Below are 26389 nucleotides of genomic sequence, written 5' to 3' on the forward strand. Positions count from 1 at the left end.
GAATTTCATTCTTTGAACAATAGATTAATAATATGTGATGCCTTTACTAAAAATTTATTCAACTGGTGATTTTTATGAAAATTTTAGGTTACAATGATGCAGACCGTTTTTTAATTCGCAATATCAAAGCGCGTGAAATCTTAGATTCCCGCGGCAATCCGACTGTTGAAGTTGACGTTATCACGGCAAACGGCTTCGGCCGCGCAAGCGTTCCGTCCGGCGCCTCGACCGGCACGCACGAAGCGCTTGAACTGCGCGACGGCGACGCGCGCTATAACGGCAAAGGCGTTTTAAAAGCGGTTGAAAATGTCTCCCGCATCGCTGAAGTTTTGGTCGGATATGACTGCAGAATGCAGCGTGAAATCGATATGACAATGATTGAAATGGACGGCACCGACAACAAAGCGGTGCTCGGCGCAAACGCCGTTTTAGGCGTTTCCATGGCTGTCGCAAAAGCAGCCGCAAGCGAATCCAAATTGCCGCTTTACAGATACCTCGGCGGCGCAAACTCTTTTACGCTTCCCGTTCCGACATTGAACGTCTTAAACGGGGGAAAGCATGCCGGCAATGATTTGGCGATTCAGGAATTTATGATTCAGCCCGTCGGTGCCGAAACTTTTGCCGAAGCTATGCAAATGGGCGCGGAAACGTATCACGCGCTCGGCAAATATTTGACCGAATCCTACGGCGCGTCTTCAACCAATGTCGGTTACGAAGGCGGTTACGCTCCGAAAATGGAGAAAACAACGGAAGCGCTTGACGCTTTAATGATTGCGATTGACCGTGCCGGCTATTCCGACGAAGAAATTAAAATCGGTTTGGATGCTGCCGCTTCCGAATTTTATGACGGCGAAAATTACACCGTTGACGGCGAATTGATGACGGCTGAAGAATTAACGGCTTATTACGTTGATTTGGTCAACAGCTATCCGATTTTATCCATCGAAGACCCGTTCTATGAAGATTCTTTTGACGATTTTGAAAACTTAACGAGCGAACTTTGGGAAACAATCATCGTCGGCGATGACTTGTTTGTGACAAACCCGGAAAGAATCGAAAGAGGAATTGTCAAAAACGCGGCAAACGGCCTTCTTTTAAAAGTCAATCAAATCGGATCGCTTTCCGAAGCGATTGATGCGGCAACGCTTGCCACCCGAAACGGCTTCTCGCTTTTTGTCAGCCACAGATCCGCCGAGACGGAAGACACGACCATTTCCGATTTGGCCGTCGCGCTCGGTGCCGACATGATCAAAACAGGCGCGCCCGCACGCGGCGAAAGAACCGCCAAATACAACCAATTGCTCAGAATCGAAGAAGAACTCGGCGATGCCGGCGAATACATCCGCTTGTAAGCGGATTCTTCTTCTCATTTTGTTTTTTTAATTTGTTTTTCTTCCCATTTTGTTTTTCTTCCCATTTTGTTTTTTTTCTGTTTTTCGTTTTTCTTTTTTGATTCATTTTTGTTCTCTATTATAGTTCTTAATTTTTTTGAGTCCGTCCGGTTCCGCAAATTAAATTGATGGTCATCAAGAGACCAATTTTTATGAAAATCGTGCATCAGATATTTATATGAACGCGTTTTCTTTCCTTTCATGGTGGAAATCATTTCTAATATCGTAATTTTGGCAGCGGTTTACTTAATTTTGAATCTTATTGCTTTTGGCGCGTACGGATTTGACAAAGCGAAAGCTTCGATGAACAAATGGCGCGTGACTGAAAAGACGCTTTTGATTCTGGCATTTTTCGGACCTTTTGGCGCTTATGCCGGCATGAATGTTTTCAGACACAAAACGCAAAAGAAACCCTTTACGTGGGCGGTTCCGTTATTCATGCTCATTCATTTGGTTTTAATCGGCGCCGGAATTTTATTTTTCTGATTTTAATTTCTAATTTTTATTTTTTTCTAATTTCTTTTTTCTAAATTATTTAAGAATAATTTTTTTATTATTCAAGTATTAATTCGTATGACAACAAACATTTGATATATTTTCGATAAACTTTATATACATTTGAATATTATGTTTGTACTATACTCTCAGAAGAAAGTATTCTTCTGTAAACATTCGCGCGCATTATACCGTTTTTATTAATTTCTATAAATCCAGCTCTCGGTAAGTAAAATGAATTCAAAAAACCGCATTTTCTTTTTGACAATCCTTTTACTCCTGACGATTTTTATCGCAGGTACAGCCGTGGCTGCGGCAGATGACGATTTTGATTCCGAACCGATCGAACCTGTTTTAAATTATCCGTCGTTGGTTTATATTTCCGGAACAACCGTTACAATTGAGCTGAATAACGGTATTTCTTCCGATTCTCCGAATTATTATTCCGTTGACTATTATGACGTTTCAGGCCCCGACGGCTCATCCGGAATGATTTATTACAATAATTCAAAAATTGATTTGATTCAGTTTGAAGCCGCCAAAACAGGCAGTTACGTCGTTCATTTATGCGGTTCGTTTTTGAAATCTGAATACAAGAGCCCCGTTTATGAAAGCACTCACCGCGGTCAATATATTACATTTAATGTTGTTGATTTAAACGAAGGCGATGAAAATCAAGAACCGAATCTTTTCATTTATCCCGATAAAAGTTATTTTACATACACTTGCGGCAGCACAGATCGCATTTTCCATACTTCTTATTACAACCATTTATTTTCCGAAGAAATCTATCCGGATTTCTCTGAAGAATTATCTGAAAACGATGTGATTCTTAACCTCTACGGAAACAATTTGCGTTCCGTGAGCTGGTACGATTCCGGTTTGAAAGTGATTTCTCTCGCCGGCGACCGAACGATTGAATATTCCGGAAGTTCCAGCGGCACCCCTGTCGGAAAAATTGAAATTTCAGATTATAAACCTGAAATCAATGTGAATGTTTCCAAAATTCCCGAACTTGATTTGAACTTTATTTTTGTTTGCTCTGATCATGATTCTTCCGTTTACGTCAAATCCACTCGGCCCGATTTGGAAATTGTCAATGAAACATTTGAATCCGTTCCGGTTTCATTTTCCAAATGCGATTCCGTTTTTGAATGGCAGGCATTTGTCAATGACAGTTTCAAACAGAATTCGGCAGATTTCTTCTTGCCGTATGTCGATGACGAAACTGATGAAAATGAAGACGGCAACGAAAATGGAAATGGTGTCGGCAATGAAAACGAAGAATTCGAAGATTTGTATCCGCATTACGTTTTGTTCAACGATTTGAGTTTGTTGCGTGATGATTTATCTTTATCAAAAACGATTCAATTATCCGTTTATCCGAAATTGATTGATGAAACCGAAAACGATCCCGATGCCGGCCGTGAAAACGAAGACGATGAAAATAAGAATGAAAATTCTGATGAGGGAATCGAGCCCGATTTAACATGGATTTCTTCTTCCATTCCGTTTACGATCAAACGTGTTTCTCAAAGCTATCCGATTTATTTAGTTTCCGACGGCGATAAATTGAATTTGGTTCTTAAAACGGACGCTGAACCGCCGGAAGTTCCTGATTTATCCAAACTCGCATTCCCGACAACAGTCAATGACCTGTTTGAAGGCGGCGACGTTGAATTAATTGTTGATGCGCTGACGGAAAAATCAATTGAAAACATCGAAACAGATTTGATAACCGATGAAGTTCCGATTCATTCCGTTTTGAATATTGATTTCTCAAGCGCTGCCGTTAAGGATTCTTTGAACGAACAGCTGAATTCCGAAAACGAATTTGTTGTTTTGGAATTTGAAGTCCCTGCCATTGATTCTCTCGGAAACCCGATTTCCGGCGACGATTTGACAGTTTTCCACATTATTGAGGTTGACGGCGTTCAAACGATGGAGAAGTTAAACGCTAAAATTACTTCAAAAGGCATCGGTGATGAGAAGTATTTTGTTATAACCGCTTATACAACCGGTTTTTCACCATTCGTTATCGCTTCGGTCGAATCTGAAAAAACGCTTTCATCAAGTTCCGATCCTTTCGGCCATGCCGCGATTGTTCCTGAAAACGAACCGGAAGAAGAAGAAGTTCAAAATCCGGAATCCTACAGCAACGACATTCCTAAAAGCATTGTCTCAGACATTGTCACAAAAGTTCAGGGACATTTATCCGTCTTCTCGATATTGGTTGTTCTGACATCCGGTTTATTCATGTGGGATTACATCCGCAGAAGAATTTGAAGAAAATTTAAATCTTTTTTTGATTTTTTTTGAGATTTTTGTTTTGAAACCTTTTTTGAGATTTTTTGTTTTGCCTTTTTCTTTTTGAAATCTTTATTTTGGAATCTTCTTTTTAATTTCATTTTAATTTATTTTGAAAATAGCCAGCACCTTTAAAATACAAAGCCGTTCATTCATTTTATATCTTAAATTAAATTTATGAGCTGGTTATTTTGGAATCATTCAAAAATGTTATTTTAACGGTTATCGGCGGTGTCGGTTATGACGCTTTATCGACAGAGGAGGCTCGAGTTTGCGAAGTCCAAACTTCTTACGGGACTGTTTCGGTTTCGGTTTTGTGCGCCGGCGAAAATTCCGATATCGCGTTTATTTCCCGCCATCAGGGAAAACACCATGTTCCGCCTCATAAAATTAATTTTTTGGCATTGATTGACGCGGCGCGCCAAATCAGCACGCCGGTTTTATCCGTCAATTCCGTCGGTTTGATGAGAAACGTGCTGCTTGTTGAAAATTTTGAAATGAATGAAAAACTGAAGCAAAAAACGGTTGCATCTCCTGAAAGTTTTTTGGATTTTCCGTTTTTTATTCCGAATGATTTTATTGATTTGACGAAAAACAGAATTGATACGTTTCACAACGAAGAAACGATTCACACAGACATGACCGACCCGTATTGTATGGATATTCGAAGTTTATTGTCCGGCGTTTTAAAAGATAAATCCGTTTCTTATTCGGAAGGTACCTATTTGTGCACGGAAGGCCCGCGTTTTGAGACGAAAGCGGAAATCCGGATGTACGCGCATTTTGCCGACGTTGTCGGCATGACCGGCGTTCCTGAGGTTTCCTTGGCAAAAGAAGCAGGTTTGTGCTACGCTTCACTTTGTACGATTACAAATCCGGCCGCCGGGCTCAGTCAAAATATGGTGACGGCCGACGAAGTTAAAGTCGGCGTTGAAAAGAACCAAAAAACGGTTTTTGAAATCATATTTGCACTTGCGGCGGTTCTAAAAAATCGTAAAAATAACGGCGGCCGAAAAATCTGTCAATGCCAAAACGCAACGGTTCACGGCAAACTTTGATTGCCGTTTTTTTTAAAAACGAGATGTTACTCAAATTGATTTTATTTGAATTTGATTAAATTGGAATTTGATTAAATTGAATTGACATCAAATTCGGGTTTGACGGCTTCAATCGGCTGCGCAAACCAGGCAAAAGCGGCCATCGCCCCGATAATTCCGTTGCCGTCTAAAACAATTTCAACATTGTTTGTTTTTGCCGTCTCAAGCGTTTTTTCTCTTGAAACACGCATGGTTCGGCCGAGATGACTGTATTCTTTTAAGTCTTCAGTGACATCAAAAGCTGTGTAAACAAGCATTCCCGTATTTTCGCTGACGCTGTATTTTAAAAGGAGTTCTTTAATGCCGGCAACGAGTTTTTCTTTCGCGGCATCTGACACGCAACCGAATTCTAAAACTGTTGACATACAATTTTGTGTTTTTTCCGGAACGGGATAGAGCTGAACCAAAGCCTGCGACAAATAAACGGAATCTTCACAGCTGACTGCTTTTGCGATGTTGTGCGTCAGCGTCCAAGTGGCGCCTTCATCACACGAATCCGTGTCGTCAATCGCAATCAAAACGCGTTTTCGTTTCGGAACAAATATTTTTCCGGTGGCTGTTTTTCCACCGCCTGATTCCGAAATTTCAAATCTTAAAACGCCGTTTGCAAAAGCGCGGCATTTTGTTGCGCCGATGCCGCCGCCGCCGATTCCCATATAAGTAATTTGAACTTCATTTTTTGAATCGTCGCAAATGACGGATTCGATGCCTGCTGCCGCCACCGATGATTTTAATTCAAGCGTTGACGGTCCGGTTTTGACGGAATAGCGGATGCATTCGCCGACAGCTTTCGCATTTGTAACGGCAGGCGATTTCGCGTAATGGTGCAAAGACCAACAGGCACCGCCGTAGCAATTCGAATGCTCGATAATTTCAGCTTTGCTGCCGTTTTCATCGCAAATTGCATAAATGCCCTTATAAGGAACTGTATAGGGATCTTCCATCAAAATATACCTCAGGCGTTTGTTTCTTCTTGTAAAAGAATCAGTCTGTTATAAATGATGTGGTGACAAGAGTCTTTTTTTATAAATAATTTCTACTTTAAGGCAAATTTTGAGATATTTTGAGTTCCTTTGAAATGATTTTATCCTTTTTGTGAAGTTTTTCTTCTTTTTTTCAACTTTTTCACACATTTTTTCAAATCTTCTATCAATTTTTTTTCAAACATTTTTCAAATTTTTCAAACATTTTTCAAATTTTTCAAACATTTTTCAAATTCTTCAAACAATTTCTCAAATTCTTCAAACAATTTCTCAAATTTTTCGAACAATTTTTCAAATCTTCTTTTTCATATATTTTCCTTCGATTTTTTAAATGTATTCTTTTTCTTTCAAGCTGACATAACAACCGTCTCCGATTATTAAATGGTCCCAAACGCGGATTCCTAAAAGCTTTCCGTTTTCAATAATCCGGTTTGTGACAATAATGTCTTCGCGGCTCGGTTCGGGATCTCCCGACGGATGATTGTGAATTAAAATAATGGATGCGGCCGATTCCAAAAGAGCGGTTTTAAAAATTTCTCTCGGCTGAACGATACTGCAATCCAAACCGCCGACAAAAACCGTAATGTCGGATATTATCTGATTTTTTGTATCCAAACAGAGAACAATGAATTTTTCCTGCTTCTCTTCGCGTATTTTCGGATAAATATAACGATAAATGTCAGCCGGCTCTTCGATTTTCTTTTTCGGCTCTTCCGAGTATGTTTCTAATCTTCGGGACAATTCAAAAACGGAAATGATCTGACATGCCTTTGATTTTCCGATTCCGGGAATTTTCGTCAGTTCGGCAGATGTGGTTTTACTGAGTTTTTTTAAAGACATATTTGTAAAAATATGACGGCAGATTGTGATAATATTCATGCCTTTCATTCCCGATCCGAGAACAATTGCCAAAAGTTCGGCATCGGAAAGTGTTTCAGGCCCGTATTTCAAAAGTCTTTCGCGCGGCCGCTCGGCAGCCGGCAAATCTCTCATTTTAATTTCCATTCTCGGTTTTATTGCTGTTATTTCCATCATACATTTCAAAAGACAAAGGACGCATATAACTGCTTTTAAATTTCAAAAATCGAAACTATTATAAAGATTCTGACGCTTGCGTTTTTTAATTCTTTTTTCGTTAAAAATTTTTATTATAGTTTTGTTTTAAATCTTTTTATTTTGTCATTACTGTTTTTCATTGTGTTTTCATTATTATTCTGTCATCAAATACTGAATTTTGCGTTTATTCAATTCATTTTCGATTTCTTCAAAAAAGATACCTTTTCCTTTAACAATCTCGTTTTCAGCATCTTCGTTTTCATTATTTTTGAATCCCGAAACGGTTGTTGTTAAAATGCCGCAGGAAGGGCTTTTTGGAACACCGGCGATTATGATTTCATTTCCTTCTTTTTCAAGCGTTTCAATCATGTAAGCGTACGGATAAAACAGGTTCCGGCAAAGTTTTCGATATTCCGGTGTGTCATAATCTTCTTTTGTTTTTCTTTCGCGATTCGGCCCCGCAAAAATAAATTCGGGGCATGGCAATTGAATTATCTTTTTATTTTCTGTATCAAAAGGATCGGGACGGCGAATGCCTTTAACGCGCGTTTTTGAATTTAAAAGACAATGCGCGATAACATATATTTTTTCTTTTGATTGATTCATCATTTTATCGCCATTTAGATTTTAATGTCCGTAATCGAAATTGTTGAAATTGTTGAAATTGTTGAAATTTATAAGTATGCTGGTTTCGTTATTTTTTATAGTTCAATTTTTATATAATAAAATGTTATTTTATAATGTTGCTTTGCAACATCTTTCTTAAAAACACAATTTTTCTAAAAACAACATAACGGAGATTAAAATTATGGTTAATATTGGTTTCATCCTCTCAAAAGGAACTGAGGACGTCAAAAACAATCCGATACTGATTATCCCGAATATTCTTTTGGGACTTATTGAATTTATCCTTTTAACAATTTTTGTTATTTTTTTCGCGTATTCATTCGTCAGCGGTTCCGCCGGCTCAATGATGACTTCGGCCGCATCTTCGGTTTACAGCAATCCTGATTACATTTTTAACATGATGACTCAAATTTCTTCGGAAACAGCGATAACATACTTGATTCTCGCTTTGGTCTATTTTGTTGTTATTGTTCTGGTTTCGGCTTTTCTTCAAGCCGGTTTAATCGGTATGTCCAAAGAAGCGATTTTAACGGGAAAAACAAACTTTTCTGATTTGACCGCTTACGGCAAGAAATATTTCCTGAAAATGATCGGCTTATCCATTTTGATGTATTTCATCTTGATTATTCCGATGATTATCGTCGGCATTTTGGTTGCCGCCGTCAGTTCGACGAGCGTTGCCGCAACAGGCGCCGCATTCTTTTTGCTGATGCTTCTTTACTTGATTTATGCGATTCTCTGCGCTTTCCTGTTTTATTTCGCGGAATACGCGCTGGTCTATGACGATTTTGGTATTATTGACAGTTTCAAAAGATCGTACCGCATTTTTGTCGACAACAAATCTTCCGTCATCGGATTCGTTCTGACAATGTTCGTCATTTACTTCGTTGTCGCTCTTGTCGTTTGGATTCTCGGCTTCCTCCTCGCCTTCATTCCGTTTGTCGGCGTTTTGCTCTACGCGCTCATCAATCTGTTTATTACCGCTTGCATTTCGGCGCTGGTTGCCGTTTGGTCCGGCCGTAAATACATCGATTTGAAAATTTTGGACAATTTAACTGAAAATCCGCCCGAAATTTTTGTTGAAGAAACAATCTATAAAGAATAAAATTAGAAAAATAAAGATGAAGCGGCAGATTTTTTCTTCATCTTTTTTATTTCTTCTTTTTTCTTTCATTTTTTGATTTTTGCTGTTACTTGTTTTGCTAACATTACCTTACAGTTTACGTTTGCCGCTGTTACCTTACTGTTTGCGTTTGCTGCTGTTACCTTACCGTTTCTGTTCCCGTCACTGCTGCGTTGCCGCGGCACCGGCCGGCAGCGCCGCCGTCGCGCACGAGCCGCAACATTTTATTCCAAATTTCCTCCAAAACACCAATCTGATTTTCATTTTAAATTTTCCAAAAACGCACCATTGTTTTTCATTCAATTTTTTCCAATAAATTCATTCAGTCATTTTTATAAATTGTTCTTCAATTTATCATCAGTATGTTTTTTATATAAATAGTTGATAAATTCAATTACCGTATTGTATTTTTAAAATTCAAGAACGGCGTTTCGTTATAATTTTAAATTGCGGTTGTTTTGAAATGCAATTTAAAGGTGATATTTATGTTTTCGTTAAACACAATTCTATCCAAAGGATGGGACGATTTCAAGTCCAATCCGATTCTTCTCGTTCCGGGTTTGCTGGCCGGCAGTCTTTCAATCATATTCGCGGTTGTTCTCTTTTGGGCCATGTTCGGCGACATCATGCAGGCAATTGCAATGACTTCCTCATCGACAGCATCAACCATGTTTCTTGACCCGAATTATTTCGATTCATTCATTGATTCGTTTAATGTTGTTCGCTTCCTCTTGATTTTTATCGTTTCAATGATTCTGTTAGTTATTGTTTCAGTATTTATTGAAGCCGGTTTAACAGGCATGGCAAAAGAAGCGGTTGAAAAAGGAACAACAACGTTCGGAGACTTCTTATCCTACGGCGCGAAATACTTCTTGAAATTCCTCGCTTACTCAATTGTCATCGGAATCATTGTCGGTATCCCCGTTGCAATTATTGCCATCATTTTTATCGCATTTATTGCTGTTATTGTCGCAACAGGATCAATTGCATTGGCGATTCTCGCTTATTTCGTGTTTTTGATTCTGATCATTATCGTCGCGTTGATCGTCACTTTGTTCTTTTACTTCATCCCGTACGCGATCGTCATTGATGAAATGGGCGTTATGGACAGTATCAGTAAATCCTACCGCATTTTCATGGACAACAAAGGCGATGTTTTCATATTCATTTTGATTGTCGGAATCATCAGCTTCGCCGTTTCATTCGTGGTCGGCATCTTTACAGGCATTCTCGGAATCATACCGATTGTCGGCGCGATTCTTTCTTTGATTATCAGTATCATCGTAACCGCCGTGTTGTCCGCGTTGAGTGCTGTTTGGAGCACACGCGCATACTACATGCTGACAGACGAAACCGTTTATGAACAGCCTGTTTGTGAACAGGAATTTTCGGAATATGCCGAAATCGAAGAAGGCATTTTAACCGATGAACCCGAACAGGTTTAATTGGCAAAATAACGTCGTGAAACGACTAAACGATTCAAAAAGAAAGGGCAAAATCCTTTCTTTTTTCTTTTTCTTATTTTTTTAAAAACAGGATGAAAACATGGCAAAAAAGGCGGCGGCAAATCCATCGAAAAACACGTCGGAAAACGCTTTTGTGACAATCATCATCGGTTTGAAACAACTGAAAGACAATCCTGTTTTATTTATTCCGGGCATTGCCTACTATTCCGTATCCGTTTTTCTGGCGATTTTGTTTGGCGTTTTCGCGGCGGATTTCAGCAATTATTTCGGCGCGCGCGCCTTTTCAATTTTTTACGGTCTTTTCCTGATCTTAATTATTTTTATTTCTTCTTTTACGACCGCCGGCTCTATCGGGATGGCGAAAGAAGTTATTGAATCGAGGTCGGCAAATTACAAACAATTTTTCTCATACGGGAAAAAATACACGCTGAAATTAGTTTGGGCAGCGGTTTTTATTTCCCTGATCCGCCTGGTTTCCGCCATTTTTTGGAAACCCGTTTTAAACATTATCGGCGACTCGGAATACGGGGCGGATTACGTTATTAATGCGCTCAATAATGATCCTGCGCTTCTTGCCCCGATGTTTGATGCATTGGCAGCGCCCGTGCTGGCAGCCGTTTTGCTGTCTTCCGCTTATCTCATTTTGGTTTCGTTTATGTTTTATTTCGTTTCATACATCATCGTCGTTGACGATTTGGGCGTTTTCAAAAGCTATCAGAAATCTTTTAAATTACTCAGGATGCGGCCGATTCGCGTTCTATCATTTGTTTTTTTGGTAACCGTCATTCAGCTGCTGATTACTTTTATCGGCATTTTCATCATCACGGCACTGAGTTACATCGGCTTCTCCTTTTATTTCGGGTTTGCCGTTCATTTGATTTTGGCGTTTTTCCTAACGGCGGCGATGAATGTTTGGGTCACGCGTTTTTACATGATTCTTTCCAAAAAAGAATGCTTTCCGATTGATTAATTGAATTTTTTTGGCGAAAATGCTTTTTGGGAAAATATTTTTATGATTCAAAAGAATTGGAAATATAATTAAAAGTTAAATTAGATTTTTTAAAAATGATTTTGTGATTTTATGGACAAAAAATTCAAAGGAAAAGCCTGGAAATTCGGTGACGACATTGACACCGATGTGATTATTCCCGGCAAATATCTTCGAACGACAGACATGCAAGTGTTTGCCGATCACGCAATGGAAGGCATCGATCCCGATTTTTCAAAAAATGTTCAAAAAGGCGATGTCATCGTTGCCGGTGACAATTTCGGCTGCGGCTCTTCACGCGAACAGGCGCCGCTCGCGCTCAAACACGCCGGCGTTTCCTGCATCATCGCGAAATATTTCGCTCGCATTTTTTTCAGAAACGCTGTGAATGTCGGCCTTTTAATCATTGAAGCCGATGTTGATGCCAAAGACGGCGATTTGGTTGAAGTGGATTTAGACGGCGGCACAATCCGCGTCACATCTGCCGACAATCCCGAAAATGTCCGCGAATATCCGACAGGAAAGCTGCCGGACTTTTTATTGGACATTTTAAATGACGGCGGGCTTGTCGAACACCGAAAAAAGCAGAACGCTTTGAATTAAACGAAAAACAAAACAATCGAGTGAATGATATGAGAACGGCAATCATCGAAGGAGACGGTATCGGAAAAGAAGTGATTCCCGAAGCGGTCGCGATATTGGATTATTTTAATGAAACCTATGATTGGGGCATTGAAAAAGTTCCGGTTGAAGTGGGTTTCGGGAAATGGGAGCGAACGGGCTCAGCCATCACCGATGATGATATTTCTCTCTTAAAATCCTGTGACGCGATTCTTTTCGGCGCGATAACAACCGTCAGCGATCCGTCTTACAAAAGCGTTCTTTTAAGAATTCGAAAAGAATTGGATCTTTACGCCAACATTCGCCCGCTTTTGCCGATTCCCGGAATTTACAAACTTTTAAAAATCAAAGACCGCAAAGAATCGGATGTTGACATCGTCATCGTTCGCGAAAATACGGAAGGATTGTATTCCGGAATCGAAGAGCTCGGCGATGAAAAATCAACGACGACGCGCGTCATTACTAAAATTGCGTCTGAACGAATCGCGTCATTTGCGTCAAACCTGGCGGCCGAACGCAAAAACTATTTAACCGTCGTTCACAAATCCAATGTTTTAAAATCCGACAAACTTTTTTTGGAAACCTGCAAAGAAACGGCGGAATCAAAAGGTGTCAACGTCTCGAACAAATTGGTTGACATTTTCGCTTACGATTTAATCATGAATCCCGAAAAATACGATGTTGTCGTCACGACAAATCTTTTCGGCGACATTTTAAGCGATCTCGGCGCTGCATTGCTGGGAAGCATCGGTCTTGCGCCGAGCGCAAATATTGGCGACAGTCAAGCCTTTTTTGAACCGGTTCACGGCAGCGCGCCCGACATTGCCGGAAAAGGCATTGCCAATCCGATTGCGGCGATTCTCAGTTTGAAAATGATGTTTGAATGGATGGGAAAAACGCGCGAAGCGTGTTTGGTCAACCGCGCGGTTGCCGCCGCCGTTCACGATAAAATTATAACGCCCGACCTCGGCGGTAAATATTCGACAAAGGAGGTCGGAGATTTCATTTTAAGCAAAGTGCGCCAGCTTGACGCGGCTTCTTTTTGCTTGGAAAATCCCGAAGACTTTTCAAAATTAAAATTGTAAACATTTTTTATACCGGTTGCAGCCGCGCTCGCGCGCGAGCCGCACCATTTTTTAAAATAAATTGAAAAACCGAAATCTCGGTTTAAATCGTTTTTACCAATGCGGAATTTATTCATCCGATTTTTTTGGCGCCATATATTCGTCTTTAAAAACGTATCCCAAAGACGCGCCGCAGTTGGCGCAAATGATTTCCATTTGAAGACCGTCGGCTTTTTCCGAATATTTGACGGCGCCCGGGATTTCGTTGTTAAAATTCAGCTGGTTGAGTTTTAAATCCGCTGAATCCGTTTTGTTTTTCAAATCGGCTTCGGATTTTGAACAATAAAGCGGTTTTCCGCATTCCTTGCATTTATAAACGCCTTTTTCGTCGCTGTTTAATGACACTCTTGAAAGCGGTTTTGCATCTTTGTCTTTGTACAAAATGATTTGTTCTTCTTCCGGCGTCAGTTTTTTGCCGTAATTTGACGGTTTGTCTTCGGCATCAATAATCTGCGCCGCTTTGTCGTTTGAAATTTCATTCGCTAAATTATCGGTGTTTATTGGTCTGTAATCTTCTGACATATTTTATAATATAATTTTAATAATATAAATATTTAAAGCGGAATTGAACAATACTTTTTTATGGATTTGAGGAGGAGAACATAGAACTTTTCGAAAATATCATTAAAAATTAAAGTTTGATAAAATTTAAAAATTAATAAAAACAACAGGCGGTTTTCATTTTGGGAACAATCAGTGAAAAAATATTCAGCCGTGCTTCCGGAACAAACGCGGCGGCAAATGATTTCGTTTCGGCAAATGTGGATTATGCGATGGCGCACGACGGCACAAGCGTTTTGGCCGTGAAATCTTTCAGGGAAATGGGTGCTGAAAAAGTTTGGGATTCTGAAAGAATCGTTATTCCGTTCGATCATTTGATTCCGGCAAGCACGGATGTTGCCGCCGGTCTTCAAAAAGATATTCGGGAATGGGTTCGCGAACAGAAAATTTCTCATTTTTATGAAGGCGGCGAAGGTATTTGTCACCAGGTTTTGCCCGAACAGGGTTTTGCGCTTCCCGGGAAATTAATTGTCGGCGCCGATTCTCATTCCTGTACTTACGGCGCGTTCGGTGCATTCGGAACCGGTGTCGGCGCAACCGACATGGCGGAAATTTTTGCGACCGGAAAACTTTGGTTTAAAGTTCCCGAAACGATTAAAATGACGGTTGACGGTGCTTTAAACGACGGCGTTTACGCGAAAGATTTGACGCTTTATCTGATCGGAAAAACAGGCATCGCCGGCGCGACTTACAAAGCGGTTGAATTTTACGGTGATGCGATTGCCGATCTTTCGATTTCCGGAAGAATGACGCTTTGCAATATGGCAATTGAGATGGGCGCAAAAGCCGGCATTGTTCCGCCGGATGAGAAAACATTTGAATATCTTAAAAACCGCTCACAAGCCGATTTTGAGCCGATTTACGCGGATGCCGACGCGAGCTATTGCCGCGAGGTTTCTTATCACGCCGACGACATCGAACCGCAAATCGCTTGTCCGCACGAAGTCGATAATGTCGTTCCCGTCGGAAAAGTTGCCGGGACGCACATCGATCAAGCATTTCTCGGAACTTGCACCAACGGCCGTCTTGAAGATTTGGAAATCGCCGCCGATATTTTAAAAGGCAAAAAAGTAGCGGTTCGAACGATTGCGGCACCCGCGTCAAGAACAATTCTTTTAGAAACCGTTTCAAACGGCGTTTATGAAATACTTGTTAAAGCCGGCGTCAGTTTCATTACGCCCGGCTGCGGCCCGTGTCTCGGCGCGCACCAGGGAATTATCGCCGAAGGCGAAAACTGCATTTCAACTGCCAATCGCAATTTCAAAGGCCGAATGGGAAAAGGCGGATTCATTTATCTGGCATCGCCGGCAAGCGTTGCGGCGGCGGCTTTAAAAGGCGAAATTGTTGATCCGAGAGAATATCTCTGATCAACTTTTCTTGCTGTTTCTGCTTCTGTGCTGCGGCTGCCGCCGCTCGCGAGCTGCTCCGTTTTTTAGAAAATAAAATAAAAACCGATGGCGGTTTTAATCAATTTCAATTTCGCCCCATTCTTTTTGGAGCGCGTCGCTGATTGCTTTTCTTAAATTCATGTAATTGTAATAACCGCTTCTTTTCATGTGAACATTGACGGCCGGAATCGAAATTTCAAATAAATCGGCCAATTCTTTTTGCGGCACTTTTGTGTCGTAACCGTAGCGATAAATGCTTTCTCGGATGATGCTTTTTTGCTTGTCCGTCCAGCCGCGTTCGATAAAATCACAAAGATTGAGGCTTTCATTGATGACTTCAAGCCAAATGTCTTTGTTTCTTTCGTTATCTTCCGTTTCAAACAAAATTTTCGGCCGCGTGTAGCTTTTATTTTTTTTCATTTGCTGTACCGCAAATCCGGCGTTCCAAAAGGCGGGGCCGTCGGGACGGTTGCCGCTTCTTTTGTTAATTCCGGAATAAATCGGACCGACGCCGATTCCGAAGCGAAGTTCAAACGGATCCGCTAAATATTCGATGCGGTCCAAAATTGTCAGAACATTTTCGGCGTTTTTGATTAATCCTTGAAACTCATCGCCCAATGTCAATTTGAAATCAAAGGCGATGTCATTTTTAAAATCTTTATTGACTTTTGTTAAAATTTCATCGACTTTGGTTTGCATTTCATACCGTTCTTGATTGACCATTTTCTCGGCAGAAATAATGTTTCCGATAACTGCAAAATACATGATTGACACTCTTGAATTATTTGAAATTAAATAATAAAATTAAATAATGAATAATTAACCGAATTGTATTGATATTTCTTAAATTAATCTCTTTTATTAATTTTTTTGTCTATTCTTTTAATTTTAATTTATTTGAATTTAAATTGATATTTTTAATCTGATTTATTTAATTTATCTGTATTTTAAAATCAGAAGATTGAAATAAAAAGCCTGTCATTTTCGAATATTATTTCATCTTTTATTTATTTCGCAATTTTTAATTTCAAAAAAGGCAATGATTATGTTTATCGGCGGCGAAAAATACACTTCTTCTCATCCCGAACGCATTGATGTCATCAATCCGGCGACAGGCGCGCTGATTGAATCCGTTTCTTCGGCAGTGCCCGATGATGTCGAAAAAGCAATCGAATCCTGCGCTTTCGCTTTCGAATCCTGGTCTCAAAAATCTTATGCAGAACGGGGCGCCGTTTTATCTCAAATTTCAGCCGCTTTAAAAGAAAAAAAGTGCTTGGAAAAGCTTGCGGCAACTTTGACAAAAGAGCAGGGAAAGCCTCTTACCGAAGCGCGCCGCGAAATTCAGGGCGTCATCGGCGTCATTGATTATTTTACCGGTTTATCATCTTCTTTTCATACCGATTTTTTTGAAAACAAAAGCAATCAAAGTTATTCCTTTACAACAAAAGCACCATTCGGCGTTTGCGCCGCCGTTTTGCCGTGGAATATGCCGGCGCTGATTTTATCCTGGCAAATGATTCCCGCGCTTCTGACCGGAAATACGTGTCTTGTTAAGCCGTCGTCGATTTGTCCGCTGACGGTTTTAGAACTTGCCGCCGTGTTTCATGAAGCCGGACTTCCTGCCGGTGTTTTTAATGTCGTGACCGGATCCGGCGACAAAATTGGAAAACAATTGGCGGCATCGCCGAAAATTCAAAAAATTTCGTTTACCGGCAGCGTTTCGGCCGGAAGAAATCTTCATGCTGAGGCGGCAAAATTCAACAAACGCGTCACGCTTGAGCTTGGCGGCAGCGACGCGATGATTGTTTGCGACGACGCGGATGTCGGCAGCTGCGCCGCAAAAGCCGTTTCCGCGCGTTTTTTCAATGCCGGACAGGCTTGCATTTCACCAAAACGTATTTTTGTTTTTGAATCCATTTTTGATGATTTTATTCAATCCGTTTCAGAAGAAGTTTCTAAAATTAAAATCGGTGACGGTTTCTTTGAAAACGGTGCCGGCGGATTTGCAATGGGACCGCTCAGTTCTGCCGAAGGCCAAAAGCAAATGATTGAATTCGTTGAATCGGCAAAATCCGAGGGTTCAAAAATTTTAATCGGCGGCAAGGTTCCCGATTTTAATAAAACGCCGCTTGAAAACGGATTTTTCTTTGAGCCGACCGTTATTACAAATGTGCCGCCGTCTTCCCGTCTTTTAAAAGAGGAAGTGTTCGGCCCGATTATGGTCATTAATCCGGTGAAAAATTTGGATGAAGCGATTGCGGCTGCCAACAATTCCGATTTCGGTCTCGGAGCTTCGATTTGGACGAATAATTTGAACCGCGCCAAACGCGGCGCCGAAGAATTGAAAGCCGGCATTGTTTGGGTGAACCAGCATGCGAAAGTGCTTCCCGAATTGCCGTTTGGCGGCGTTAAAGAAAGCGGTTTCGGGCGCGAAAACGGATATGAAACGCTGAACGATTATTTGGAAACGAAAACGGTTATTTTCAAATTTTGATTTGAATTTTATTTTTATTTATTTTACTTCATGTTTTTAATTTTTTGAATCGAATTGGTGATTTTTTGGTAACAATCGGCACTTCTTTAACAAGGCGACTCGGTGTTGTTTTGGCGAAATGAAAATCGGTGAAAGAAGCAAGAAAAAATAGCGGCGAGAGCTGATAAAAAGATCAGCGTTAATTTTTATAATAAAATATGATTTATCATATCATTGTAATTTTTATGGAGGAGATAATGCATGGATTTTATTATGTACTTGATTATATTTTTTGCAGTATTGCTTATGATTTTTATTGCAATGTGGGAAAATAAAAGATCTGAAAAAAAAATGGACGATTATAATTTTACTGTTCGCCAACCAAGAGTGTATTTAGCGGTAAGTATACTGGGAATTTTGTTTGGTTTTTTAATGCTTATATTAATGACCATTGTATTTCCTAATGATACAGCTGACTTATGGGTTTACCTTTTCTTTTTGCTCTATCTTGCCTTCAGTTTACTTTTCTTTATTTATTGTATTTCGTGGAAAGTACACGTTGAAAATGATCAAATTTCGTATTCACCCTTTGCCGGAATTAATAAAAATTTTGCTATCAGTGATATAACAAATGTAAAAATAAGATATGGGGAGCTTAAAGCATATTCGGGAAACAAAAAGCTTTTTTCAGTTGCTGCCATGTCTAATGGTTATAAGAAACTGGCTTCTCGACTTCAAAAAGAACAGCAGATTCAATTTGATTTCTGATTGTATTAAATATTGAGAGATAATATGACTCAACCCTATCCCACTTACGAACTCAAAATCGCCGGCCTCACGCGCTATCTTCCGATTTGCCCCGTCAACGAAAATTTAGACATTGCCGGCTTCGTCATTTTTTCTGACGTTGAATTAACAATCGCTTGCGCGACCGAGCTTCTCAAAAAATTGCCCGACCACGATGTTTTGCTCACCGCCGAATCCAAAGGTATTCCGCTTGCTTATGAAATGTCCCGTCAATCCGGCAAAAAATATATTTTGGCGCGCAAAGGCAAAAAACTTTACATGCGTGATCCCGTCGCCGTTGACGTAAAATCCATCACGACCGAAAAAATTCAAACACTTTATTTGGATGCCGGTGACATGGAATATCTGAAAGGAAAACGCATTCTCCTTGTTGACGACGTTGTCAGCACAGGCGAATCAATGGCGGCAATGGAAGAGCTTTGCAGAATCGCAGGCGGTACAATTGCCGGAAAAGCCGCGATTTTAGCGGAAGGCGATGCCGCCGACCGTGATGATTTGATTTATCTTGAAAAATTGCCGCTTTTCTTCAAATGAAAAATTAAAATCAATTTTTTTGATTTTTCTTTTTTCATGACAAAATCATTTTTTAATTATATTTATTTCATTTATTTGTCGTTTTTGTCTAATTCGAAAAATTTTAATCATTTTTATTTAATTTGAAAATTTGCGGTTCGTTTTTCGTTAAATTTTAAAAAATGGTGCCGTTCGCGCGCGGCGACAGCGGCAAGCAGACAGCGGAAATGGTGGGAAACGGTAAGGTAATCTGTGCCACGTTCGCGAAGCGAACGGATGTGATAAGAAAGAGAAGTGCTTGTGGAACGCATGATGGCGGCGGCAAAGGGAATCGTAACAGAAAGACAGTTTTTGAATTTTCATTGAAGTCTTGGGGCGAATCTCCAATCTCTCCTTTTACTCGCTTCGCACGCAAAACTCGAGATTGGAGGCGGTTATTTCGTTTTTCAATTCTATTATTCAAAACCGAAACATCGGTTTCTTTTAAAATTTAAGAAAAAAAGAACCCCGTTTTTTCTTTTCTTTTTATGAAAAAACGGGGTTCGGGTTTTGAAAGTTTATGAAAAATGATGTTTCGTTTTTGTTTTAATTGTTCTTCAAAACGCTTTGAACCAAAACTTCCAATTCATCGCGGTCAACGCTTCGCTGTTCGGTTTCCGTAATCACTTTCACCTGATCGAAAAGCGCGTTAAAATCTGCTTCCCCAAGCTCGTAGCCGATATCTTTGATGATTCCGGCAAGCGCTTTTGTTCCCGTGTGTTTGCCGACGATTAAATTTCTTTTGCCGCCGACCATTTCCGGAAGGAAAAGCTCGTACGTTCTCGGATTTTCAAGAATCGCGGCAACATGGATTCCCGATTCGTGGGAAAAAGCGTTTTGACCGACTACGGATTTGTTAATCGCCACATCAATTTTGGACGCGGCTTTGACTTCTTCAGACAAATCCACCAAATTATGAAGATCATAACGGTCAACACCGTATTGGATTCTCAAATTCATCAAAACTTCTTCAAGCGCCGCGTTTCCCGCGCGCTCGCCGATTCCGTTCACAGTCGTATGAATCTGAAATGCACCGGCTTCAGCCGCTGCCAACGTGTTTGCAACTGCCAAACCCAAATCATCGTGGCAATGCATGCAAATTTTTGTCTTTTTCGTGTCAATCGCGTTGTAAACCTGATCCACCAAATAAGTCGCCGTAATTGGATTTAAAATGCCGACCGTATCCGCGATGCTGACATAATCCGCATTTCTCTCTTCCGCCATCTTAAAAGCGTCAATCAAACGCGGAATCGGCGTTCTCGTCGCATCTTCCGCCGCGAATCTGACACCGATGCCGTGATCCTTCGCGTATTCAACAGCATTCATCGCAACGTCCAGCATTTCCTCCAAACTCTTGTGATATTTGTATTTCAAATGCAAATCAGACATCGCCAAAAAAATGCTGACAAAATCAACATCACAGTCGACGGCGGTTTCAACATCCTTTTGCGTCGAACGGCAAAGACAGCAAATCCGCGCGTCAAGCCCCATGTTGGCGATTGACTTGACGACATCTCTTTCCGCCTCCGAGACGACCGGAAAACCGGCTTCGATTACTTCAATGCCGATATCGTCCAAATGCTGCGCGATAGACATTTTTTGCTCTTTTGAAAACGCGACGCCCGGCGTCTGCTCACCGTCTCTGAGCGTCACATCGCAAACTTCGATGTCAATGTCCTTGATTTTTACAAAATCCATCAAACTGTTTCGGCAGTATTCCGGATATTGCTCCTCATGATGAGTTTCATTTTTCATTTTTGAGTTCCTTGTTTGTTTTTTATTTTTGATTCTCACGTTTGATTTTTTAATTTTTTAAGTTTGAATGAAACGGATAATTATGATATTTATGAATCGATTCAATTCTTAAATTTAAACAGCAAAAACGAGAATAAACGGGTTTCGAATAATAATTCATTTTTAAATCAAAAATCGTTGTAAAATCTAATCGGACAGAAAAAAACGGGTATAAATATTTATGTCTTTCGTCACTTTCTTTACTCTGACTTTTATTTAACATTTGAAGCAGCTGCATTTTAAAAAATTCCGGGGTTTATTTATGGGAGAGGGAAAACGATTTGATTTTGAAAAGTACACCGATAAATATTTTTTAAGAGCTTATGAAATCCTTCAAAAAGAAAATTTAAACCCGTTCGTCCGCGCTCAAATTTTTGTCAGAAAAGGTCCGGGAATCATCTCCGGAATGGCAGAAGCCGTTTCTTTCATTCGCGCGAATTCCGACTTGGAAAAAAACGGTGGGCGCATCTACGCGCTCACCGATGGCGACTCTTACGATTCCCTTGAGACAATTTTAGTTTTGGAAGCTCCGATTTTAGACATTATTCGCTTAGAAACCGTTTATCTCGGCATCATCAGCTCGTCTCTTGCGATTCAAAACGATAATCAGCAACTCAATCTCACGGAAGTTGAAAACCGAATGCGTTTGGTCGTCAACGCCTCCGAAAACCGTCCCGTGACTTATTTCGGCGCGCGTCACTGGTGTTACAAAGACGACGCGGCTATTTCAAAAACCGCCGTCCTCGGCGGCGCAGTCGGCGCGTCAACCGACATCGGCGCGGCATACATCCATAAAGAAGGCAGCGGCACAATTCCGCACGCGCTTGAAAATATCTTCGCTTGGAAAGACGGCAAAGAAAACGCTGTCAAAAATGCGACAATCGCATTTGATAAACATATGCCAAAAGACGTTGTTCGCGTCGCTTTAATTGATTATAACAATCACGAAATTGACGACACGCTTCAAACCGCCGCCGCTGTTCCGCCGCTGGCAGCCGTTCGAATTGACACCTGCGGTGAAAACATCGGGCAAGGCGCGCTTTCGATGAAAGATTTGGAAGGCAAAACGCAAGCTGAAATTGACAGCCTTCTGAAAGAATTCTTCGACACCGAATCCGAAATTAAAGTTCCTGCCGGTGATGAGAAATATTGGTTCGGAACCGGCGTTTCTGTCACAGGCGTTTACGCCGTTCGAAAAGCGTTGAATGAAAACGGTTTTGAAAAGATTCAAATTATGCTTTCAAGTGGTTTTGGCGATGTGAAAAAAGTTGAAGCGTTTACGCGCGCCGAAAAAATAATCGGAATGAAGCTTTTTGACAGCCTCGGCGTCGGCGGCATTTATGATTCCCGCGATTCAACAATGGATATTGTCGCCGTCGGCGAAACGCTTGATTCAATGAAACCGACGGCGAAAGTCGGCAGAACATACAAGCCGAATCCGAGATTGAAAAGGATTGTTTGAAAAATTGTAAAATTGTTTCTTAATTGAATTTTTAAATCAAAACGATGGCGGCAACAATTATGAAACCTCAAAAATTAAGAGATTTTGCAAAATATTATTTTTCGGAATTTCCGGACGCTGTCAACGATGCCGGACTTTTTTTGACGGAGGCCGAAATTGAAATGCTGCCGGCAAACAAACAAAAAATCGGAGACATTCTTATTGTTTCAATTCCCGAACCGATTTCTCACAAAAAAAAAGAAATCGGCAAACTTCTTTTATTGATGGATCAAAAAGCGCGGCTGGTTTTAAACGACGGCGGTATTTCCGGTCAATTCCGAATCCCGCAGCGCGAAATTATTGCGATCCGTGAGGGTGATGCCGACACTTCGACAGAAACAATTCACAAAGAAAACGGCTGCAAATTCAAGTTGGATGTTTCAAAAATTATGTTTTCCAAAGGCAATTTGGCGGAAAAAAGAGTTCTTGCTGCTGTTTGCAATGATGAAACGATTGTTGACATGTTTGCAGGCATCGGCTATTTTTCAATCCCGATTGCCGTTCATTCAAATCCTGCTAAAATCATCGCGATAGAACTGAATCCGGTTTCTTACGAGTATTTGTGTGAAAACATTCGTTTAAACGGTTTAGAGTCGGTTATTGAGCCGATTTGCGGCGATTGCCAAACATCGACGCCCAATGGTATCGCGGATCGGGTTTTGATGGGATACGTCGGAACAACGCATGAATATTTGGAAACCGGAATTCAAGCGATTAAAAACGAAGGCGGTTTTCTTCATTATCACGAAACCGTTCATGAACGCGATTTTCCGGACAGGGCGATTGAACGAATACAAAATGCGGCAGAAATATGCGGTCGAAAAGCTTTGATTTTGAAATCAAGGAAAATTAAAAAATATTCGCCGGGTGTTTGGCATGTCGTGATTGATGTAAAAATAAAGTAAAATGAATACAATAAAAATGGATAAGTAAAAAAGATTTTTAATTATTCGTTTCCGATAATATCTGATTTCGAAACATTTTCAATCGGCAGCAATTTAATTTCATTGCAAGACGGGCATTGAAGAATGATTGTCTGAACGTTCATGTCTTTAACTTCCATAAAAGAAGCAGATTGGCAAGTGCATTGAATTCTCATTTTTTACCTCTTGAATTTATGAACCAATAATAAAAAAGGGAAACATTTCTTGTTTCTGAAATGTTTCCCCCAAAGTGCATCGACCGGGATTCGAACCCGGGTTTGCGGCTTGGAAGGCCGCAGTCATAGCCACTAGACCATCAATGCAAGTTGAAATCGCTGTCAAAACAGCAACCAATAGAGAAATTGATTTTATTTAAATATTGTGGTAATTGAATCCGCCGCCGTTTTTCGAAAAAATAAAAATTGAACCAATTCGGTTTTTCAAAAATGTTGAAAACTTGCCCGGTTCGCGCGCGGCGGCGGCAAAATAAATTGTTTTCAGGGAATTATTTCGCAGCTGTTGTATTCAATTCCCTGCAAGAAATCGTCTAAATTGATTTTTCCGTCTTCAATCAACTTTTCGATTTCCGGTTTCTTTTCTTTAAGAACATTAACCAAAAACCGCACCGTGCCGCAAACTTCATGAAAACCTTGAACGCCCCATTTCATTGTCGCGTTTGCGTAAAGACAGCGGCCGCCGCAAACATCTAAAATGTCACATTTTAAACATTCGCCCGAGACGTGAATTACGCGCAGCTGATCCGGCCGGCCGTTGTAAATGTCGCCCGCGTAGTAGTCGCTCATGCCGCTCATTACGGGACAGGGGGAAAGTTTGCCGTCCGTTTGCACATTGTATTCCGTCCAAGCGGCGCCGCAGCGCAAATGCGTTTTTTCACCGCGTAAAAGTGAATTCATAATGTTGACAAACGGATACATGTTTAAAACTCTGCCTTCTGTTCCCATTCGGCTGACCCAGATGTCCGCCAGTTTTTGAATTCCGGGATTGTAACTTTCATTGACCCATTTCAAAAATCCTTCGCGGCGTCTTTCATAATCATTTCTCCAAAAAAGAGCGTTCAGCTGCCAGTGAATACTGTCAAAGCAGAAATCCGGATTTTCAAAAAGATGCATGACGCTTTCATAAATGTCAGTTTCTTCCTGAACCGTCATGCGCGCGATGATTTCGCCGCCGAAACCTTTTTCACGAACGATGTTCGCGTTTTTTGCGATTAAATCATAAACACCGTCGCCGCGATAATAATCCGTCAATTCTCGATTTCCGTCTATTGAAATTGAAATCGTATGCAAACGCTGCGCATATTCGGCCGGCACCTGGTCCAGCATCGTGCCGTTCGTGTGCAGCAAAAAAGTTTTAGCCGGCAGCATATCCATCATTTCTTTCATCTTTTCGATTTCAAGAAGCGGCTCGCCGCCGTAAAAAATGACAACCGCGTCCTTGTCTTTTGCAATAAAATCCCTGAGCGCCGACGTTTCGTAACTGATGTTTTCGGGAACGTCATAATCAACGGCGATGCCGTCATCGAAATCATCAAAACAATCGCAGACCTCGCCGTAACAATAACGGCATTCCAAATCGCAGGCCATCGTCAGTGTGACAAAAAAGTTAACCATAGTCTCTGCTCGAAAATGAGATGATTCATATTTAAAAGTTGCTGATTTGAAAAAAAGGTTAAAAAATGAAAAAACGGTTTTTCATTTTTGATTTATTTTGTCGGCATTTTCGAAATTGAGTAAGTAAAGAAAATGCTGAGCGCCATTTGAATTATGATGAAAAGCCCGATTCCGGCCAGCATATTTTCGTTGATAAATGCCGGAAGGAAATCATAAGCGGCGTTTATGTATAAAACAACAATCGAAATCAGGAATAAAATTTCATAAATAATCAGCATTTTTTTGCTGTTTTGATCGGCATTGATGTCGAAATAACGGCTTAAAATGACCCATGTCGCAGCGTGAATAATCAAAACCGCGATAATCGTAATGATTGCAAGCGATACAATTTCAGTCGACCCGTCCGGTGCCGTCGGCAGCCACGGAATGTACATGGAGAGATATTTGATTAAAATAATCGCAACAATTGTTAAAATAAAATTAACAATACCGAGTTTTTCTTGTTTAGACAGACTCATTATATACCCCGCTTCATGATTTTATGAACGCACAACAAATAAAAACATAAAACAAACGACATAAATAAACAACATAAATAAATGACATAAATAAACGATTTTTATTAAAATTTACAAATGTTTTGTTAAAATTTTCAAAAATTTAAATAAAAATCTAAAAAAAAAGACCGGCAATGCCGATCTTTTTAATTGTACCTTTTATTATGGTTTTATTCGTATTAAGCTTTGATGGGCATTAAACGAAGACCCTTGGATAAAGCGAATTCAGCCAATGTCAACAAAATGAACATGAACGGTAAAACCGCGTTCAGAATTGTTTCAAAGTTAATGTTGCCCCAGCCGTTCGGAAGCATTTGCAAAGCCATAACAATGTAGGTCAAAGCAAGGATGACGACGAAAAGGATCTCATAAACGGCGACAAACTTTAAACCGTCCTGATTCGGAACTAAAAGTTTGTACATCGCAACAAGCATAGCGATATTGCCGAGAATTGCAAGAGCGATGTATGCGATAATCCAAGGCATTGCATCTTCGTATGTGTCGAAAATGTTACCTGTAAACAATAAATATGCAACCATCACAATAAATACTGCGAAAAGCCACAGAGAATAAGCGGACGTGATTTTTCTTTGAACTGTTTTTACCATATTTTAACCTCTGTCAATTGATTAATAATAATGATTAAATTTTAATTATATCCAATTGGTTATATATAATTTTGGAAATTTGATTTGAAAGAACGAAAACAAATTTTAAATTATAATGTTTTGAGTGCAATTGGATATTTATTCATATATATTATTCGACTCTGTTTAATTTTCAGATTGAATCTATAAGAATTAGCGGTAGTTATATTTTTAAGTTATTTAGATTTATTGCTGTCATTTCAAATCTCTATTCGATAACAGTTTAAACGTTTTTTTATTTTTTAATTTTATATTTTTTTATGAAGCCATTTTATTT

At 40.2% G+C, this 26389-nt stretch carries 27 protein-coding genes and 1 tRNA gene; 15 read left to right on the forward strand and 13 right to left on the reverse strand.

Features of this window, described 5'->3' with window-relative positions:
- Window positions 1-74 precede the first annotated feature (74 nt).
- On the forward strand, window positions 75-1352 hold the full coding sequence (gene eno, locus MmiEs2_RS03010) for a phosphopyruvate hydratase (RefSeq protein ID WP_316559957.1): 1278 nt from the start codon (window positions 75-77) through the stop codon (window positions 1350-1352).
- Between the two features lie 14 nt (window positions 1353-1366).
- Here the strand turns inward: eno and MmiEs2_RS03015 are convergent, their stop codons facing one another.
- Window positions 1367-1606 carry a hypothetical protein gene (locus tag MmiEs2_RS03015; RefSeq protein ID WP_316559958.1) on the reverse strand — a complete coding sequence of 80 codons (240 nt, stop codon included), beginning with the start codon at window positions 1604-1606 and terminating at the stop codon, window positions 1367-1369.
- Window positions 1607-1643: 37 nt separating this feature from the next.
- Here MmiEs2_RS03015 and MmiEs2_RS03020 point away from each other — a divergent pair, with 37 nt between their 5' ends.
- The 3 genes from MmiEs2_RS03020 to MmiEs2_RS03030 all read left to right on the forward strand — a co-directional run bounded on the left by MmiEs2_RS03020 (window position 1644) and on the right by MmiEs2_RS03030 (window position 5251).
- Window positions 1644-1877, forward strand: coding sequence for a DUF1294 domain-containing protein (locus tag MmiEs2_RS03020; RefSeq protein WP_316559959.1), 234 nt, complete (start codon window positions 1644-1646; stop codon window positions 1875-1877).
- Window positions 1878-2120: 243 nt separating this feature from the next.
- Entirely contained in the window at window positions 2121-4172 is a 2052-nt protein-coding gene (locus MmiEs2_RS03025; RefSeq protein ID WP_316559960.1) for a hypothetical protein, read from the forward strand.
- Window positions 4173-4384: 212 nt separating this feature from the next.
- Window positions 4385-5251 (forward strand): MTAP family purine nucleoside phosphorylase, encoded by an 867-nt coding sequence (locus tag MmiEs2_RS03030; RefSeq protein ID WP_316559961.1) that lies wholly within the window; start codon window positions 4385-4387, stop codon window positions 5249-5251.
- A 71-nt stretch (window positions 5252-5322) separates the two neighbouring features.
- On the opposite strand, the gene mmp11 is transcribed toward MmiEs2_RS03030, so the two are convergent.
- The 3 genes from mmp11 to MmiEs2_RS03045 form a co-directional block, all read right to left on the reverse strand.
- Window positions 5323-6234 (reverse strand): methanogenesis marker protein 11, encoded by a 912-nt coding sequence (mmp11, locus tag MmiEs2_RS03035; RefSeq protein ID WP_316559962.1) that lies wholly within the window; start codon window positions 6232-6234, stop codon window positions 5323-5325.
- A 366-nt stretch (window positions 6235-6600) separates the two neighbouring features.
- A complete protein-coding gene (gene radC / locus MmiEs2_RS03040; protein ID WP_316559963.1) occupies window positions 6601-7266 on the reverse strand; it encodes a RadC family protein in 666 nt (221 codons plus the stop codon).
- Window positions 7267-7482: 216 nt separating this feature from the next.
- A complete protein-coding gene (locus MmiEs2_RS03045; RefSeq protein ID WP_316559964.1) occupies window positions 7483-7938 on the reverse strand; it encodes a hypothetical protein in 456 nt (151 codons plus the stop codon).
- Between the two features lie 199 nt (window positions 7939-8137).
- Here MmiEs2_RS03045 and MmiEs2_RS03050 point away from each other — a divergent pair, with 199 nt between their 5' ends.
- From MmiEs2_RS03050 to MmiEs2_RS03070, 5 genes are all read left to right on the forward strand, one after another.
- Entirely contained in the window at window positions 8138-9061 is a 924-nt protein-coding gene (locus tag MmiEs2_RS03050) for a DUF7847 domain-containing protein (protein WP_316559965.1), read from the forward strand.
- A gap of 503 nt (window positions 9062-9564) precedes the next feature.
- Window positions 9565-10524, forward strand: coding sequence for a DUF7847 domain-containing protein (locus tag MmiEs2_RS03055; protein WP_316559966.1), 960 nt, complete (start codon window positions 9565-9567; stop codon window positions 10522-10524).
- Between the two features lie 100 nt (window positions 10525-10624).
- Window positions 10625-11515, forward strand: coding sequence for a DUF7847 domain-containing protein (locus MmiEs2_RS03060; RefSeq protein ID WP_316559967.1), 891 nt, complete (start codon window positions 10625-10627; stop codon window positions 11513-11515).
- Between the two features lie 111 nt (window positions 11516-11626).
- Window positions 11627-12136, forward strand: a complete 510-nt coding sequence (gene hacB, locus MmiEs2_RS03065; RefSeq protein WP_316559968.1) for a homoaconitase small subunit — start codon at window positions 11627-11629, stop codon at window positions 12134-12136.
- A gap of 29 nt (window positions 12137-12165) precedes the next feature.
- Entirely contained in the window at window positions 12166-13239 is a 1074-nt protein-coding gene (locus tag MmiEs2_RS03070; RefSeq protein WP_316559969.1) for an isocitrate/isopropylmalate dehydrogenase family protein, read from the forward strand.
- A 108-nt stretch (window positions 13240-13347) separates the two neighbouring features.
- Here MmiEs2_RS03070 and MmiEs2_RS03075 read toward each other — a convergent pair whose 3' ends face one another.
- The gene (locus MmiEs2_RS03075) at window positions 13348-13800 is read right to left on the reverse strand and encodes a peptide-methionine (R)-S-oxide reductase (RefSeq protein ID WP_316559970.1); all 453 of its coding nucleotides are present in this window, start codon (window positions 13798-13800) and stop codon (window positions 13348-13350) included.
- Between the two features lie 161 nt (window positions 13801-13961).
- Here MmiEs2_RS03075 and MmiEs2_RS03080 point away from each other — a divergent pair, with 161 nt between their 5' ends.
- On the forward strand, window positions 13962-15206 hold the full coding sequence (locus tag MmiEs2_RS03080; protein ID WP_420891234.1) for a 3-isopropylmalate dehydratase large subunit: 1245 nt from the start codon (window positions 13962-13964) through the stop codon (window positions 15204-15206).
- Window positions 15207-15302: 96 nt separating this feature from the next.
- On the opposite strand, the gene MmiEs2_RS03085 is transcribed toward MmiEs2_RS03080, so the two are convergent.
- Window positions 15303-15992, reverse strand: coding sequence for a SatD family protein (locus MmiEs2_RS03085; RefSeq protein WP_316559971.1), 690 nt, complete (start codon window positions 15990-15992; stop codon window positions 15303-15305).
- 274 nt (window positions 15993-16266) lie between these two features.
- Here MmiEs2_RS03085 and MmiEs2_RS03090 point away from each other — a divergent pair, with 274 nt between their 5' ends.
- From MmiEs2_RS03090 to MmiEs2_RS03100, 3 genes are all read left to right on the forward strand, one after another.
- The gene (locus MmiEs2_RS03090; RefSeq protein WP_316559972.1) at window positions 16267-17721 is read left to right on the forward strand and encodes an aldehyde dehydrogenase family protein; all 1455 of its coding nucleotides are present in this window, start codon (window positions 16267-16269) and stop codon (window positions 17719-17721) included.
- 240 nt (window positions 17722-17961) lie between these two features.
- Entirely contained in the window at window positions 17962-18468 is a 507-nt protein-coding gene (locus tag MmiEs2_RS03095; protein ID WP_316559973.1) for a DUF6560 family protein, read from the forward strand.
- 24 nt (window positions 18469-18492) lie between these two features.
- Entirely contained in the window at window positions 18493-19041 is a 549-nt protein-coding gene (locus tag MmiEs2_RS03100) for a phosphoribosyltransferase family protein (RefSeq protein WP_316559974.1), read from the forward strand.
- A gap of 113 nt (window positions 19042-19154) precedes the next feature.
- Here MmiEs2_RS03100 and MmiEs2_RS03105 read toward each other — a convergent pair whose 3' ends face one another.
- Together MmiEs2_RS03105 and MmiEs2_RS03110 are read right to left on the reverse strand one after the other, a co-directional pair.
- Window positions 19155-19331 carry a hypothetical protein gene (locus MmiEs2_RS03105; protein ID WP_316559975.1) on the reverse strand — a complete coding sequence of 59 codons (177 nt, stop codon included), beginning with the start codon at window positions 19329-19331 and terminating at the stop codon, window positions 19155-19157.
- Window positions 19332-19605: 274 nt separating this feature from the next.
- Entirely contained in the window at window positions 19606-20814 is a 1209-nt protein-coding gene (locus tag MmiEs2_RS03110) for a homocitrate synthase family protein (RefSeq protein WP_316559976.1), read from the reverse strand.
- A gap of 301 nt (window positions 20815-21115) precedes the next feature.
- Between MmiEs2_RS03110 and MmiEs2_RS03115 the strand changes: the two genes are divergently transcribed.
- On the forward strand, window positions 21116-22315 hold the full coding sequence (locus MmiEs2_RS03115) for a beta/alpha barrel domain-containing protein (RefSeq protein WP_316559977.1): 1200 nt from the start codon (window positions 21116-21118) through the stop codon (window positions 22313-22315).
- A 59-nt stretch (window positions 22316-22374) separates the two neighbouring features.
- The gene (locus MmiEs2_RS03120; protein ID WP_316559978.1) at window positions 22375-23259 is read left to right on the forward strand and encodes a class I SAM-dependent methyltransferase; all 885 of its coding nucleotides are present in this window, start codon (window positions 22375-22377) and stop codon (window positions 23257-23259) included.
- 41 nt (window positions 23260-23300) lie between these two features.
- Here the strand turns inward: MmiEs2_RS03120 and MmiEs2_RS03125 are convergent, their stop codons facing one another.
- The 5 genes from MmiEs2_RS03125 to MmiEs2_RS03145 form a co-directional block, all read right to left on the reverse strand.
- Complete coding sequence (locus tag MmiEs2_RS03125) at window positions 23301-23453, reverse strand: hypothetical protein (RefSeq protein ID WP_316559979.1); 153 nt, start codon at window positions 23451-23453, stop codon at window positions 23301-23303.
- Window positions 23454-23528: 75 nt separating this feature from the next.
- Window positions 23529-23600: transfer RNA gene (locus MmiEs2_RS03130), tRNA-Gly, on the reverse strand.
- Between the two features lie 174 nt (window positions 23601-23774).
- Window positions 23775-24908, reverse strand: coding sequence for a TIGR04084 family radical SAM/SPASM domain-containing protein (locus MmiEs2_RS03135; RefSeq protein ID WP_316559980.1), 1134 nt, complete (start codon window positions 24906-24908; stop codon window positions 23775-23777).
- Between the two features lie 92 nt (window positions 24909-25000).
- Complete coding sequence (locus MmiEs2_RS03140; protein ID WP_316559981.1) at window positions 25001-25426, reverse strand: hypothetical protein; 426 nt, start codon at window positions 25424-25426, stop codon at window positions 25001-25003.
- Window positions 25427-25644: 218 nt separating this feature from the next.
- Window positions 25645-26073 carry a hypothetical protein gene (locus MmiEs2_RS03145; RefSeq protein WP_316559982.1) on the reverse strand — a complete coding sequence of 143 codons (429 nt, stop codon included), beginning with the start codon at window positions 26071-26073 and terminating at the stop codon, window positions 25645-25647.
- Between the last annotated feature and the right edge of the window lie 316 nt (window positions 26074-26389).

This window comes from Methanimicrococcus stummii (assembly GCF_032594435.1).
GTDB classification, from domain to species: Archaea; Halobacteriota; Methanosarcinia; order Methanosarcinales; family Methanosarcinaceae; genus Methanimicrococcus; species Methanimicrococcus stummii.

Excerpts from the sequence above, each read along its gene's own strand:
- mmp11 (WP_316559962.1), bottom strand. The coding sequence starts at position 6,234 with ATGGAAGATCCCTATACAGTTCCTTATAAGGGCATTTATGCAATTTGC.
- eno (WP_316559957.1), top strand. The coding sequence starts at position 75 with ATGAAAATTTTAGGTTACAATGATGCAGACCGTTTTTTAATTCGCAAT.
- MmiEs2_RS03070 (WP_316559969.1), top strand. The coding sequence starts at position 12,166 with ATGAGAACGGCAATCATCGAAGGAGACGGTATCGGAAAAGAAGTGATT.
- MmiEs2_RS03050 (WP_316559965.1), top strand. The coding sequence starts at position 8,138 with ATGGTTAATATTGGTTTCATCCTCTCAAAAGGAACTGAGGACGTCAAA.
- MmiEs2_RS03135 (WP_316559980.1), bottom strand. The coding sequence starts at position 24,908 with ATGGTTAACTTTTTTGTCACACTGACGATGGCCTGCGATTTGGAATGC.
- MmiEs2_RS03090 (WP_316559972.1), top strand. The coding sequence starts at position 16,267 with ATGATTATGTTTATCGGCGGCGAAAAATACACTTCTTCTCATCCCGAA.
- MmiEs2_RS03100 (WP_316559974.1), top strand. The coding sequence starts at position 18,493 with ATGACTCAACCCTATCCCACTTACGAACTCAAAATCGCCGGCCTCACG.
- hacB (WP_316559968.1), top strand. The coding sequence starts at position 11,627 with ATGGACAAAAAATTCAAAGGAAAAGCCTGGAAATTCGGTGACGACATT.
- MmiEs2_RS03060 (WP_316559967.1), top strand. The coding sequence starts at position 10,625 with ATGGCAAAAAAGGCGGCGGCAAATCCATCGAAAAACACGTCGGAAAAC.
- MmiEs2_RS03115 (WP_316559977.1), top strand. The coding sequence starts at position 21,116 with ATGGGAGAGGGAAAACGATTTGATTTTGAAAAGTACACCGATAAATAT.
- MmiEs2_RS03145 (WP_316559982.1), bottom strand. The coding sequence starts at position 26,073 with ATGGTAAAAACAGTTCAAAGAAAAATCACGTCCGCTTATTCTCTGTGG.
- MmiEs2_RS03110 (WP_316559976.1), bottom strand. The coding sequence starts at position 20,814 with ATGAAAAATGAAACTCATCATGAGGAGCAATATCCGGAATACTGCCGA.
- MmiEs2_RS03045 (WP_316559964.1), bottom strand. The coding sequence starts at position 7,938 with ATGATGAATCAATCAAAAGAAAAAATATATGTTATCGCGCATTGTCTT.
- MmiEs2_RS03025 (WP_316559960.1), top strand. The coding sequence starts at position 2,121 with ATGAATTCAAAAAACCGCATTTTCTTTTTGACAATCCTTTTACTCCTG.
- MmiEs2_RS03105 (WP_316559975.1), bottom strand. The coding sequence starts at position 19,331 with ATGCGTTCCACAAGCACTTCTCTTTCTTATCACATCCGTTCGCTTCGC.
- MmiEs2_RS03085 (WP_316559971.1), bottom strand. The coding sequence starts at position 15,992 with ATGTATTTTGCAGTTATCGGAAACATTATTTCTGCCGAGAAAATGGTC.
- MmiEs2_RS03015 (WP_316559958.1), bottom strand. The coding sequence starts at position 1,606 with ATGATTTCCACCATGAAAGGAAAGAAAACGCGTTCATATAAATATCTG.
- MmiEs2_RS03055 (WP_316559966.1), top strand. The coding sequence starts at position 9,565 with ATGTTTTCGTTAAACACAATTCTATCCAAAGGATGGGACGATTTCAAG.
- MmiEs2_RS03095 (WP_316559973.1), top strand. The coding sequence starts at position 17,962 with ATGGATTTTATTATGTACTTGATTATATTTTTTGCAGTATTGCTTATG.
- MmiEs2_RS03075 (WP_316559970.1), bottom strand. The coding sequence starts at position 13,800 with ATGTCAGAAGATTACAGACCAATAAACACCGATAATTTAGCGAATGAA.
- MmiEs2_RS03125 (WP_316559979.1), bottom strand. The coding sequence starts at position 23,453 with ATGAGAATTCAATGCACTTGCCAATCTGCTTCTTTTATGGAAGTTAAA.
- MmiEs2_RS03120 (WP_316559978.1), top strand. The coding sequence starts at position 22,375 with ATGAAACCTCAAAAATTAAGAGATTTTGCAAAATATTATTTTTCGGAA.
- radC (WP_316559963.1), bottom strand. The coding sequence starts at position 7,266 with ATGAGAGATTTGCCGGCTGCCGAGCGGCCGCGCGAAAGACTTTTGAAA.
- MmiEs2_RS03140 (WP_316559981.1), bottom strand. The coding sequence starts at position 25,426 with ATGAGTCTGTCTAAACAAGAAAAACTCGGTATTGTTAATTTTATTTTA.